This is a genomic window from Prevotella amnii DSM 23384 = JCM 14753 (assembly GCF_000378745.1).
Classification (GTDB): Bacteria; Bacteroidota; Bacteroidia; order Bacteroidales; family Bacteroidaceae; genus Prevotella; species Prevotella amnii.
In genome coordinates this window covers 62328-75690 of the sequence record NZ_KB905269.1, presented here as the reverse complement: position 1 = coordinate 75690, position 13363 = coordinate 62328, and the positions used below count along the sequence as shown (strand labels likewise).

The 13363-nt window shown below is 38.8% G+C and carries 11 protein-coding genes; all 11 read right to left on the bottom strand.

Annotated elements, in window-relative coordinates; translation table 11 throughout:
* The 11 genes from F596_RS0102795 to F596_RS0102740 all read right to left on the bottom strand — a co-directional run bounded on the left by F596_RS0102795 (nt 1) and on the right by F596_RS0102740 (nt 13349).
* A complete protein-coding gene (locus F596_RS0102795; protein ID WP_019035784.1) occupies nt 1-2136 on the bottom strand; it encodes a penicillin-binding transpeptidase domain-containing protein in 2136 nt (711 codons plus the stop codon).
* Nucleotides 2137-2637, bottom strand: a complete 501-nt coding sequence (gene mreD, locus F596_RS0102790) for a rod shape-determining protein MreD (protein WP_019035783.1) — start codon at nt 2635-2637, stop codon at nt 2137-2139. It lies immediately after the preceding gene.
* Nucleotides 2638-2642: 5 nt separating this feature from the next.
* Complete coding sequence (gene mreC, locus F596_RS0102785; RefSeq protein ID WP_019035782.1) at nt 2643-3530, bottom strand: rod shape-determining protein MreC; 888 nt, start codon at nt 3528-3530, stop codon at nt 2643-2645.
* A 15-nt stretch (nt 3531-3545) separates the two neighbouring features.
* Nucleotides 3546-4568 (bottom strand): rod shape-determining protein, encoded by a 1023-nt coding sequence (locus F596_RS0102780; protein WP_008446511.1) that lies wholly within the window; start codon nt 4566-4568, stop codon nt 3546-3548.
* Between the two features lie 40 nt (nt 4569-4608).
* Entirely contained in the window at nt 4609-5202 is a 594-nt protein-coding gene (locus tag F596_RS0102775) for an MGS-like domain protein (RefSeq protein ID WP_008446693.1), read from the bottom strand.
* Between the two features lie 96 nt (nt 5203-5298).
* A complete protein-coding gene (locus F596_RS0102770; protein WP_019035780.1) occupies nt 5299-6549 on the bottom strand; it encodes an MFS transporter in 1251 nt (416 codons plus the stop codon).
* Nucleotides 6550-6656: 107 nt separating this feature from the next.
* The gene (locus tag F596_RS0102765) at nt 6657-7673 is read right to left on the bottom strand and encodes a branched-chain amino acid aminotransferase (RefSeq protein ID WP_008446560.1); all 1017 of its coding nucleotides are present in this window, start codon (nt 7671-7673) and stop codon (nt 6657-6659) included.
* Between the two features lie 377 nt (nt 7674-8050).
* On the bottom strand, nt 8051-8824 hold the full coding sequence (locus F596_RS0102760) for a hypothetical protein (RefSeq protein WP_008446728.1): 774 nt from the start codon (nt 8822-8824) through the stop codon (nt 8051-8053).
* A gap of 157 nt (nt 8825-8981) precedes the next feature.
* The gene (locus tag F596_RS0102750; protein WP_019035779.1) at nt 8982-10997 is read right to left on the bottom strand and encodes a fructose-bisphosphatase class III; all 2016 of its coding nucleotides are present in this window, start codon (nt 10995-10997) and stop codon (nt 8982-8984) included.
* A gap of 25 nt (nt 10998-11022) precedes the next feature.
* On the bottom strand, nt 11023-12180 hold the full coding sequence (locus F596_RS0102745) for a hypothetical protein (RefSeq protein WP_238292618.1): 1158 nt from the start codon (nt 12178-12180) through the stop codon (nt 11023-11025).
* Nucleotides 12177-13349 (bottom strand): glycosyltransferase, encoded by a 1173-nt coding sequence (locus F596_RS0102740; protein WP_019035777.1) that lies wholly within the window; start codon nt 13347-13349, stop codon nt 12177-12179. The genes F596_RS0102745 and F596_RS0102740 overlap by 4 nt, the downstream gene beginning before the upstream one ends.
* Nucleotides 13350-13363 lie beyond the last annotated feature (14 nt).

Below are 13363 nucleotides of genomic sequence, written 5' to 3'. Positions count from 1 at the left end.
TTATTTTTTATATTTTTCTTCATCAGAAGGATTCTTATCCTTCTTGTCGTTATCATTATCTTTTTCGCTCTTCCCTCTACCTACATTATCATCTGTCTCTGGACGAATAATAGGATCGTTAGGGAGCTGTGGCTTATTCTTTTCTTTTTTCTGAGCATCAAGGCGAGCCTTTTCAGCTTTTGCCTGCTGTATCTCTTCTATCATTTTCATTTCATTAATATGCCTGATAGAATCTTTTATTTGTGTAACCCGCTTAATAGAGTCTATACGAAGCGAATCTGCCTTTGTAAGCGGTCGTTTAAAGGAATAAGATATATGTCTCTTTTGTATCTGGTCTGCCTTAGCCATATCGCCAGGAGTGAGTTTCCCATTAAGATATTGCTCTATCATTAATGACCCTATAGGCACACCATAGACAGCTCCAAAACCACCATTTTCCACATATACCGCAATAGCTATTTTAGGTTTCTCCACAGGAGCAAAACCCATAAAGACAGAATGGTCCTTACCACGGTTCTGAGCAGTACCCGTTTTTCCTGCTAAGGAATAACCCGGATGGGGGGCTCCTGCACAAGTACCATCATACACCGAGCGCACCATACCAGCTACTACCCTCTCATAAGACCTCACACTGCCCATTGTGCGATGATGCTTAATATATTTTTTATCTATCTTCCTACCCTGTATCTTTCTAACTACATGCGGCGTAATAAAGTAACCACGATTAGCTATCGTCGCACCAAGGTTAGCTATCTGAAGAGGGGTAAGATTAACCTCGCCCTGACCGATAGATATTGATATTACCGATAAGGGGTTCCACCTGCCTAAAGCATGGTCGTAAAACTGTGCATTTGGTATCATTCCACGCTTTTCGCCCGGTAAATCTATTCCCAGCTTATACCCAAAGCCCATTGACACCATATAGTTTCGCCATACCGTCATAGCCTCGTCAAGACTTTTATATCGCCTACGGTTAGAGAGCATGTGATATAAGCCCCAACAAAAATAAGCATTACATGATGTTCCTATTGCTGGTACTAAAGATAAAGGTGAGGCATGAGCATGACAGCCAAGATGAAGACCCTTAAAATAAAAGCCATGATGGCACGCATAACGTGTAGAATCGGAAATGATACCTTCGGTATAAAAGGTTACTGCTTGCCCTGTCTTAAAAGTAGACCCCGGAGGATACTGCCCCATAATGGCACGATTGAGCAAAGGCTTTGCAGGGTCAAGCATTAGCTCATGCTGTGTTTTACCACGCATCTTTCCTATCATCTGACGCGGATCAAAGGTTGGCGATGACACCATAGCAAGCACCTGTCCCGTCTTAGGCTCTATAGCTACAATAGCTCCTAACTTGCCTTCCATCAAACGTTCTCCAAGCTGCTGAAGAGAAGCATCTAAACCCAACTGTATATCTCTACCGGGCTTAGGCTTTTGATCGAATTTGCCATTCTGATAACGACCTTGTATCTGGCCGTGGGCATCGCGCAATAATATCTGCACACCCTTCTGACCACGCAAATCTTTTTCATATTCACGCTCTACACCCATCTTTCCTATATAATCGCCAGGCTGATAATAACTATCTTTCTCTATATCCGCCTGACTTACCTCTGCCACATCGCCCAGCACATGTGCTCCTATAGGCTGTTGATACTCACGCACACTACGCTTCTGGACATAAAAACCAGGGAAACGATATAAACGCTCTTGAAAAGCACTAAACTCTTTATCTTTTAATTGACCCATAAAAAGCTGTTGAGTAAAGCGTGAATAGCCCGGATTTTTGCTGCGATCCTTAATATCTTTCATACGCTGAATGAAAAAATCCTTTGTGATATTAAGCGATTTACAAAAGTCGAGAGTGTCTATATGTCCCTTCTCTTCGTTCATTACCACCATAACATCGTAAGCAGGCTGATTATAAACGAGCAGCTTACCATTACGGTCTGTTATAATGCCTCGTGAGGGATATTCTATCTTTTTTAGAAAAGCATTAGAGTCGGCACTCTTCCTATAGTCATCACTGGCTATCTGAAGAGTAAAAAGGCGCATTATGAAAGCTACCACAACACCTATAGCTACCGCGCTTAATACTAATCTGCGCTTTTCAAAATCATAATTTTTCATCTACTGCCTTCTTACATTCTCTATTACAAGAATTAACACCGTAGTAAGCAGCGTGCTACTTAATATATATGCTCCCCACGCCAAAAAATTAAAGAAAGAAAACATATCAAGCGAGAAGAATACTACGTTATAAACAAGACTCATAAAGAAAGCAAACAAAGCATAGTTGCCCAGTCCTAACGTATCCATGCCGGGTAGCAACGCTTCAGAGCTTTCACGAGGAAGAAAAGGCATCAAGACAAAAGGCTGAATGGCACTCATCAAGGTAAGCGAAAAGGAAGATATACCCGGAGTATTAGAAAAAACATCTATAAACAACCCCATGAAAAACGACCATAACATCATGCCCCAACGAGGATAATTACGACGAAACTGTATTATAAAGTAAACGTATAATAATGGTGTAGCTATACCAAAGAGGTGAACGTGATTAAGCACAAACACCTGTAAAAGGATTAGTAAAACAAACCAACCTAACTTTTTAAAAAACTCTACATCCATTATCCTTAGTTTGTCTTTTGTGTAGTACCTTGTCTTTCGAGAGGCTTTATAGAGTCTATAGCAGCCTGCATCACCTCTAACCTCTCTTTTATAGAAGCATCATCAAGCACACAGACATCACGCAGGTTACCAAAGTCGGTAGATAGCTTTATAGCTAACCTATAAGATAAGCCATCTTCTGAATTGTATACATGCTTTATCTTACCTACCAAAATGCCAGCAGGGAAGATAGAAGAATAACCACTTGTAACCACTCTGTCGCCAAGATTAAACTTAGCATGGCGTGGCACATCGTCAAGATAAGCTATATCGCTCGCACCACCTCGCCAATGTAGATAGCCAAAGTAATTACGACCCTGAATGGAACAACTTATATTCGACTTTGAGTTTAGCACTGGTATCAATACCGAATAATGGCTTCCTGCAAGATATACAACACCTACCACACCATTACCACAAGCCACACCCATATCTTTGTGTACACCATCTGAAGTACCTTTGTTGATAGTAATGAAATTGTCGGTCTTGGTAAGAGAATTGTCTACTACCTTAGCAAGTATCATCTTATACTTTGTAAGAAACCGATACTGCCCACGTTTAAGATAGGCAGTATCTTTTGTTTTATCGTATAGCTTAGCATACAATTCCTTATTCTCCTGCTCAAGCAAGAGGTTACGACGCGTAAGACCTTCGTTTACCTTTGTTAATGTAAAGAAAGAGCTTATCTTTGAGCTTACGTCATACACTGTTCCGCTAATATAATTTGCCGTAGTAAACCATACACTGCCCTGATAATCGTTAAAACGAAACAGTAGTATTAGGCTAAACACCTCTAACACTACAAACAAAAACCAATGCCTATACTTAGCAAGAAACTCTATGAGGTTGTGCATCTATGCTACAATAGCTTATCTCATAAGAAATGAGAAACGATCTACATTCTTTAATGCTATACCTGCTCCCTTTGCCACACTGTGTAAAGGATCTTCAGCTATATGGAAAGGAATATTTATCTTCTCTGTAAGACGACTATCAATGCCACGCAATAAAGCACCACCACCACTTAAATAAATGCCGTTCTTTACTATGTCGGCATAAAGCTCTGGGGGAGTACTTTCTAAAGCAGAAAGCACGGCGTTCTCTATCTTTGCTACCGTCTTATCTAAGCAATGAGCTATCTCCTGATAACATACAGGTACCTCCATAGGCAAGGCAGTAATACGATTAGGACCATGAACAACATAATCCTCAGGAGCCTCTTCGCCAAGATCGGTCAAAGCAGAGCCTACATGCAGCTTTATACGCTCTGCCATACGCTCAGAAACCTTTACATTATGCTGCCTGCTCATATACTCCTGAATGTCTGCTGTCAGCTCATCGCCTGCCACACGGATAGAATTGTTACAAACTATACCACCTAAAGAAATAACAGCTATCTCGGTACTACCACCGCCAATATCTACTATCATGTTACCCTCTGGAGCCTCTACATCAAGACCCATACCTAAAGCGGCTGCCATAGGCTCAAAAATCAGATAAACATCACGCCCATCGGCACGCTCGGCAGAATCGCGAACGGCACGAAGCTCCACCTCAGTAGAGCCTGAAGGTACACCTATAACCATACGCAATGATGGCGAAAAGAAACGGTTACCACTATGCACCATCTTTATAAGCCCACGTATCATCTTCTCGCAAGCAGAAAAATCGGCTATAACACCATCACGAAGCGGACGAATGGTACGAATGTTCGGATGCTCCTTTTCATACATCATCTTAGCATCGCCACCCACTGCTATCATCTTATCAGTGCGACGATCAAGAGCTACTACAGATGGCTCATCAACAACTATTTTATCATCACTAATAATGATGGTATTTGCTGTTCCAAGATCCATCGCTATTTCTTGGATAAATGAAAACAATCCCATTAATTTTTTTATTTTATTTTTATATTAATATCGTTTTTTCTTATTTCGCAAACCATTCATGAATGGCTGTGTCATAACTGCTACTAACGGCAAAAGCACGCTCGGCAAAGGTCTTACGATCGTCTAAATCGGTCTGCGCGCCCTTTGTGTTAAGTATCTGCAACAATACCGGATATTCTGCCTTACTGGGCACTATCACAACATCTTTAAAATTCTTAGCACCTGCACGGATTAAAGAAATACCGCCAATATCTATCTTCTCGATAATATCTTGCTCAGAAGCACCACTTAACACCGTTTGCTCAAAAGGGTAAAGATCTACTATCACCAAGTCGATAGCAGGTATTTCATACTCCTTCATTTGGGCAAGGTCGCTCTCATTTTCACGACGAGCCAATATACCTCCAAAAATACGTGGGTGAAGAGTTTTCACCCTACCTCCTAAGATAGAAGGATAAGAGGTTACCTCCTCCACCTTCTGACACTTATAGCCTAACCCTTCTATGAAAGAATGAGTGCCTCCTGTACTAAGAAACTTAACACCTTTTTCGTTCAACTTAGCAAGCACATCTTCAAGGCCATCTTTGTGATAAACCGAAACTAAAGCGGTTTTAATCTCCTTTGTTCCAGACATTATATAAATTCTTTTATGGATTTAATATGCAAAGTTAATAATTCACATGAGGAAACAAGCATTTTTTCATATAAAAAAAAGCAGAATACTAAGATATTATTCTATTTTTACCTTCTTTGCTATTAAGAAAGGAAACAGACACGACACCATTACCAATACAAAAAAGACCTTATACCCTAAAGCCTCTGCTAAAGCACCTGCAAAAAGACCTGGAAGCATCATAGACAACGCCATAAAACCCGTACAAAGAGCATAATGGCTCGTCTTATGCTCACCCTGGCTAAAATATAACATAAAGAGCATATAAGCACTAAAACCAAAGCCATAACCCGCATTTTCTATAAACACTGCAAGCGAGATAAGAAAAATACTCTTAGGCATAGCAAAGCCCAGATAAACGTAAGCCATATTAGGTAAGGTGATAGCAAGTGTCATAGGCCATAACCACTTACGAAGACCATCTCTGCTTGCTGCCAAACCTCCTAAGATGCCACCGCCCAACAAGCCAACCACACCCACTATACCATTTACCAATCCAAAGGATTCTAAAGACAAAGCCAAGCCACCTTTAGATATATCTGCGCGCAAAAACAATGGTCCTATAGGGTTAAGTAATGCCTCTGGAAGGCGAAAAAGTAGCATAAAAGCTATTGCCATTAATATTTGCTTCTTCTTGAAAAAGCTAACAAAAGTGGACACAAACTCGCTAAACAAGTAAGATACTGACAAGCTCTTATGCTCTGCCTTTCTCTCTACATTAGGCAATACTAACTTATGGTAAACACTAAGCCCTATAAAAAGACCTGCCAAACCATAAAACACTAACGACCACGAGAGCTGTACCTTCATATATGCTTGCAAGAAGCCAGCCAATGCCACTAAGCCCCCTTTGCCTATGATGAGGGAAATGCGGTAAAAGGTAGAACGAATACCTACAAAATAAGCCTGCTGCTGCTCTGTAAGCCCAAGCATATAAAAGCCATCAGCACCCACATCGTGTGTAGCACTGGTAAAGGTTAGAAGCCAAAAGAAACATATCGTACCCTGTAACCAATAAGAAGTGTTTATGGTAAAGGCAACGCCTGCAAATGCTGCTCCTAACAACATCTGCATGGCAAGTACCCACCAACGCTTAGTCTTAATAAGATCTAAAAAAGGACTCCATAAAGGTTTTACTACCCAAGGAAGATAAAACCAAGATGTATAAAAAGTAGTTTCCGCATCGCTCAGACCCATCTGCTGATAAAATACTAACGAAACGAGAGTAACAGCAGCATAAGGCAAGCCCTCTGCAAAATATAAAGATGATACCCACGACCAAGGGGTTATTTCCTTATTTGTTTTCAATGGTTATACAATTTTAAATAAATACAGATAATAACATCTTGCTAAAGATATTATTATATTTATATCACCATATAAGACATTTATCCCTTACTAAGAGTAAAAACTCATTAATCTATAACTACCCTTGTCCAGCCATGCTTATCGGCTACAGTGCCATACTGTATGCCACGAAGAGTCTCGTATAGCTTTGTAGACCAAGCTCCCGGCTTATCACCATAGCTATACACCTTACCCGTTTCTATATCGTCTAAATGGGATATAGGCGAGATGACTGCAGCCGTTCCACAAGCTCCTGCCTCTTCGAAAGTATCGAGCTCCTCTTCCAAGATAGGACGACACTCCACCTTCATACCAAGATCTTCTGCTATCTGCATCAAGCTCTTATTAGTAATAGATGGAAGGATAGAGCTCGACTTTGGTGTAACGTAAGTATTATTCTTAATACCAAAAAAATTAGCTGCACCACACTCATCGACATATTTCTTCTCCTTAGAATCTAAATAAAACTCAGAAACATAACCCTTCTCGTGAGCCAGCTTATTTGCTTTAAGCGAAGCGGCATAGTTACCACCCACCTTATATTTACCTGTGCCGAGAGGAGCTGCACGGTCGAACCTACGCTCTATAACATACGGATTAGACACAAAGCCTCCCTTAAAATAAGGACCCACTGGGGTTGCAAAAATAAGAAACAAATACTCCTTTGAAGGCTTGACACCTACATTAGCACTTGTACCTATGAGCAAAGGACGAAGATAAAGCGATGCACCACTCTCGTATGGCGGGATATATGCTTGATTAAGCCTAACGACCTTCTCTGCCATCTCTATAAAAAGATCTGTAGGAACCTCTGGCATAACAATACCTCTACACGTTTGCTGCAAACGAGCGGCATTCTCTTCTGCACGAAACAGACGCACTTTACCGTCAGGACAACGATAAGCCTTCAAACCCTCAAAAGCCTCTTGCCCATAATGCAAGCACGTTGCTGCCATATGAAGCTTTAAATATTCATCTGAACTTATTTCTATTTCGCCCCACTTGCCATTGCGATAATAGCAGCGGACATTATAGTCTGTTGGAACATAACCAAATGACAAACCAGACCAATCCAAATTTTTCATAAAAAAATCGCGTTTTAATACCTTTTAAATAGTTTAAGACAAAGTTAAACAAAATACCTATAGTAAGCAACCTTTTAGGACTAAAAGTAAACTTATTTATGTAATATATTTTTTAATTATACAATTTACACAAATACTTGCACGCTTTGCTTAAATGTGTGCAAAATGAAAGTTTCATATACCTCACGGCAGAATTAAAACACTAAGAAAAAACTATAAAAAACCCCTTGATAATCTTTACTATTACTAAACATCAACTTTTGCTATAAAAAACATCACCTTTTCACAAGGAAAAGATGATGTTTTACTCACCAAAAGATGACCTTTTATAACTCTTTGTATAGCAAATAGTTATAAGGCTATTCAAACCATCACGCTTAAAGAATGCGAGTAGTTACGCCCAACTTTAAAACTGGATAAAACTTTAACTTATCTACTATATTAGATACCTCCTTAGTATCTTTTGACAAATCGTCAATATTAAGCTCAGAGCCGTTCTGGTAAACCTTTAGCTTGCCCATAAACTGGCAGCCTAATTCAAAGCGAACACCTACTCTGTGCTTTGGAATGGCACGCCCAAAACCTAAACCTAAATAAGGACGGAAGCTATTTACACGCAATTCGCCTTTAACATCGCCATTATTATCAATACTTATCTTGTTTTTCCCAAGCTCTATACCTACCTTGCCTTCTAACTCTGGGTGGCTTGCTATTTGCTCTTTCACCTCGTCGCTATGCCCGGTGAACTCTGCTATAGTAGCACCACCAAAAGAGAAACCTGCTGCAACAAAAAACAAGCTATTTCCACCAAAAGGATAATAATTGGCTTTAAGATCGAAGGTAGTACGCTTAAAATCTATCTTTCCCTCTACCCCTTTGCTAAAGGTATATTTCTTATCATTTACTGAAACAGTATTATCAACATCAAAATTATTACTTATTTTTATACCCGGTATTATGTTTACTCCAAGACTAAGCTCTAAGACGCTCTTATAATTACTTGCTACAGAAAAGCCTATACCCTCTGTACCTGCACTTACCTGCACTCCTACTCTATCAAAAACGCCACGTTTAAAATCCTCGCCTTGAGCCTTTAACCCTGTATAGCATAATAAGCTCATAGCAAAAAATAAAAATAATCTTTTTTTCATAATAATCTTTTTCTTGTAATTTTATAAATATATAATTCCTATTCTCTGCTGCAAAGATATATATTTTTTCTTATATAAAACTTTTTTATATATTTTTTATCTTCGTAAAAGCAAATCTTCTTATATAAGAACATATATATCCTCAAGCAGAAAGTGGCTAATATTTCTTAGGCGGATTTCTACGTTCTTTCTCTGCAATGAAGCCTGTACGATAAGCGTACAATAGCTCTTTTAAGGCGTTTATCTGCATACGAAGTTCTGCTCCCTTATCGGTATCAGCTACACGGATACGCCGCTGATTCATTTCCACTATCTGTGTGGTACTCACAATGTCGGTACCTCGCTTAATAGCATCTTCTGCCGAGGTAAAAGGCTCGTGCTGCACTAACTGAAACCCCCTCGAATGGAACACAAGGGTATATCCTGCAATGCCCGTTTCCTTATGATAAGCCTCAGACAATCCTCCGTCTATAACCATGAGCTTTCCTCCTGCCTTAATAGGATTTTCGCCTTTTGCTACATGCACAGGCACATGACCGTTTATAATATGTCTGTTTGGCTTAGGCACATCAAATTCGTCTAAGATCATATCGGCTATTTCCTCTTTATCGCGCATTGTGAAATAAGCTCCTTTAGGCTCTTTATGCGTGGCCTTATCTTCTATAAAATAACGCTCAAAGGTAGCCATCTTTGCCTTATCGAAAAGCGGGCTATCGGCTCCACACCATAGGTACAGAAAAAAGTCGATAGCATATTGTGGGTCTATACCTTCATCGTTTTCTGTCCCTTTCTGAAAAGCGCGACGCACTATAACCCCTATATGATGAAGAAGCTCTCTGCCTTTAGCTTTTAGTCCGGGATAGATCTCTACCTCTTTAAGCTCTCCTTCTTTTGTCAGTGGTATAGAAGCATGATAGAGAAGGTTGTTGTTAATAATGCGATACATACGCCCATGTAATAACAGCTGGCGTATATGTTCTTGCAATCTCTCACTCGTTGTAAAAGACTGCTGCAACTTATCTATAAGAGCTTGTTCCTCTGAGGTTAACGCATTCGGTTTTTTAGGGTCTATAGTAGGGAAGTGGCATGAGCGCATATCATATACATGCCCCTCTATGGTGATAGTGCCTTTTTTATAATCTATATGCTTTAAAAGTTCTCTATCTTGCATTTTCCATAAGGGGTAACGCTCAAAGAGCTGCGATTCTATCTTAAATTGCAATATACTAATAGCCTTATGCATTTGTGCCAACAACGTTTTATTACGCTCATCTATCTTATCCTCTACAAGGATTTTCGGATAAAATTCCTTACAAGGGTCGTCGCTATATGTGTCCATAGCGAAGGTAGCTAAATGTATTAAGTTAATGCCATACCCATCTTCTATGGTGCTCATGTTAGCATAGCGCAGAGCTATACGTATTACATTACATATACAGGCAGCGTTACCTGCTGCTGCCCCCATCCATAAGACATCGTGATTACCCCATGTAATGTCCCAGTTATGATAATTCTTTAATGTATCCATTACAATATGTGCCCCTGGTCCACGGTCGTAAACATCTCCCAATATATGTAGCTGGTCTATTACTAAACGCTGTATAACCTTACAGATGGCAGTAATGAAATCGTCAGCACGCCCCGTAGTAATAATAGTAGAGATAATGGCACTGATATAATCGGTCTTATCCTTATCATCGGAGTTTTCATGAAGCAGTTCCTGTATGATGTAAGCAAAATCTATGGGCAGTGTTTTACGCACTTTAGACCTTGTATACTTACTTGATACATCACGACAAACTTCCACTAAGCGGTATATAGTAATGTGATACCAGTCGTTAATATCCTTTTCCTCTTTTTTAACAAGCTCTAATTTCTGCTCTGGGTAATAGATAAGCGTACACAAATCTTTCTTCTCAGATGTGCGCAAAGTATCTCCAAAAAGCTCATTTACCTTTCTTTTAACATTACCAGAGGCGTTTTTCAATACATGCTGAAAAGCCTCATATTCGCCATGAATATCTGCAAGGAAATGTTCGGTACCCTTAGGCAAATTCATAATAGCCTCTAAATTGATTATCTCTGTTGCAGCATCGGCAATAGTAGGAAAGGTTTGAGAGAGAAGTTGCAAATACTTCTCATCTTTTTGTAAATCGTATAATTTATTTGTCATAATAATCGTTATTATATAATTATATTTATTTTCGCTTATTAAATATTTTATCTATCTGCCTTGTTGTCCTATTATCGAGTGTAGGTAAAGGCATAAATCCTTCTTCAAGCTGGGTAAACTGCTGTAAAACTTTAATCATGCAGCACGTAAACTTATACAGATGTGCTTTTTTAAGTAGTTCTTTTAAGCGGTCCTCATCATAATCGTTATATTTTAAAAGGATATGTAAGTCGCACAAATGCTTTAAGCTCATAGTCTTTTTCTTATAAAGCAGCTTCATATAATAACAAGCTATAACAATGTCTTTTAACATAGTATCACAAGATAAGTCTTCTTCTTTAAAGAGCTTTTTATATAACTTCTTACTATGTTTGCCTCTATATTCTTCTATGGTTAGTGTGCTTTTTGGCTTTAACAGTGGAAACCTTGTTATGCTTTGCGTATCTATAACAGGGGCAGCTATTTGCAAACGTTGTATGCTATAGTCTATAATATCTCTAACGCCCTCATCGTCTGCATAAAGAAAAATACGTTTCCACTGCTCGTTATTAAGACTTCGCAAATTAAGAGTTTGATTAACGGGTAACGGGTTGTTATAATGCTCTTTATATAATCCTGCTGTCAATAAGCTTTTTACGGCGTCCTTTTCCTGCTCTGACATTGCAAACTGGTATACAGAGTCGATTATTTTCTTATAAAAAACAATAGTCGCTTCTGCCGTCTCCTCTGCTTTTATATCGCTATTTAGTATGCTCGACTTAATGACCCCTATCCTCTTGCTCCAACCTTTTCTTATAATAGCTTCCTTTTCCTGCTCATCATCAATAACAAAAGTATCTATCTTCTTTATTAAAGGAACAAGATATAAATACGATTTTAACAGTTTTGCTTTTGGCTGCTCTTTCTTTCTTTCAAAAGAGTTTAGGCTCCAATAAGAAGATAAGGCAATAGGGATATTTTTCTTTGACGCTATTTTAGCACAACGACAGGTGGTTTTATCCCAACAAGAATGTATATGAACAATGTCAGGGCTTAGCTCTGCTAATATTTTTACAAACTCTGTATAATCCTTTGCCAGAGCTATATCGACATATTCCTTCTCACCTTCTATCAATGTTTTTATACAGTCCGACCTAAGGTCTAACTGTTTCATATTCTCAACGTAATGTAAAACTTTCATCATAGCTTATGTGAGATGAAATCATATTTATTAGCACGGCGATACATAATGATAACTTTTAGCTTGTGCCATACCATTATTATTTCATAAGGAATAACCTTCCACACAGGTATTATTACCCCTAACGACTTACTTCTTTTATTAAATATCACACAGCGCAAGATAATTGTTATAAGAAGTGATAAGAAAACAGCTCCTAAGATTATCTTACTGTTTGTAAGCCAACCTAATATTCCAGCAGCTATAATAGCTATATAATTAAGGTATAATGCCCATTGGTCTATATTAAACCATATCCTATGGCTTATACTTCTTGCTAAATGCTTTCTATCTTCTATATAGAAAAGGTGCTTATCACGATAGCTCTTCTCTGTTGGTGTAGGCTCTGTTAAGGTGCCTTCCTCACTGTTTACAAAAGAAAGGTTGCCTTTTATAGCAAATTTATTAACCAGAAAATCGAACTCTCCACGAAGATATTTCAAGTTTCCTCTAAAGCCTTCATTCCTCAAAAACATATCTTTCTTAAACAACAAAGCACTATCTTCACAGCGATAAGGTGTAGAAAAAGCATATTCACGTTGGAGATATTGGGCTGTATAAAGCCGTTCAAAACGTAAAAAGTCGGCTGTACTTTCTTCATACTCAGTATTGCCCACCACAAGGTCTGTAGCATCTGTAATGCCGCCTGCAAGCTCCCTTAACCACTCTTCAGACATAGGCTTACAAGAAACATCTACCATAGCTATCCAGTTATGCTTTGCTGCCTTAACACCTAAGGTGATAGCAAGTTTTTTCCTGCTCATATAGCGTGAAGAATTAGGGACAAAAGTAATATAAAGATTTTCACAAGCAAACTGCTTTAAGACATCTTCTGTCTCTTTATCTTTCTCTTGCACAACAACGACAACTTGAAACTTGCCCGGATAATCCTGATTAAGATACAAAGGAAGATTACGTAATAGCACCTCTGCATTATCCGTAGGGGTAAGTAAAACAGAAATAGGGGGTAAAAGCTCTTGAGCTTCTAAAGCTAAGCCCTTAGCTTTATTCTCGTCTTTAGATAACCTTTTATTACTAACTCTCCTAAAAAATGGGTTTATAAAAGGTGTCAGCAAGGCTAAAAAAAGAACAACCACAGACACTATAATAGTTAGAATATCTACATTCAACATCTTTTATAAAATAT

Bases quoted from the DNA above. Each gene is read 5' to 3' on its own strand.
- F596_RS0102795 (WP_019035784.1), bottom strand. From the start codon at position 2,136: ATGAAAAATTATGATTTTGAAAAGCGCAGATTAGTATTAAGCGCGGTA.
- mreD (WP_019035783.1), bottom strand. From the start codon at position 2,637: ATGGATGTAGAGTTTTTTAAAAAGTTAGGTTGGTTTGTTTTACTAATC.
- mreC (WP_019035782.1), bottom strand. From the start codon at position 3,530: ATGCACAACCTCATAGAGTTTCTTGCTAAGTATAGGCATTGGTTTTTG.
- F596_RS0102780 (WP_008446511.1), bottom strand. From the start codon at position 4,568: ATGGGATTGTTTTCATTTATCCAAGAAATAGCGATGGATCTTGGAACA.
- F596_RS0102775 (WP_008446693.1), bottom strand. From the start codon at position 5,202: ATGTCTGGAACAAAGGAGATTAAAACCGCTTTAGTTTCGGTTTATCAC.
- F596_RS0102765 (WP_008446560.1), bottom strand. From the start codon at position 7,673: ATGAAAAATTTGGATTGGTCTGGTTTGTCATTTGGTTATGTTCCAACA.
- F596_RS0102760 (WP_008446728.1), bottom strand. From the start codon at position 8,824: ATGAAAAAAAGATTATTTTTATTTTTTGCTATGAGCTTATTATGCTAT.
- F596_RS0102750 (WP_019035779.1), bottom strand. From the start codon at position 10,997: ATGACAAATAAATTATACGATTTACAAAAAGATGAGAAGTATTTGCAA.
- F596_RS0102745 (WP_238292618.1), bottom strand. From the start codon at position 12,180: ATGATGAAAGTTTTACATTACGTTGAGAATATGAAACAGTTAGACCTT.
- F596_RS0102740 (WP_019035777.1), bottom strand. From the start codon at position 13,349: ATGTTGAATGTAGATATTCTAACTATTATAGTGTCTGTGGTTGTTCTT.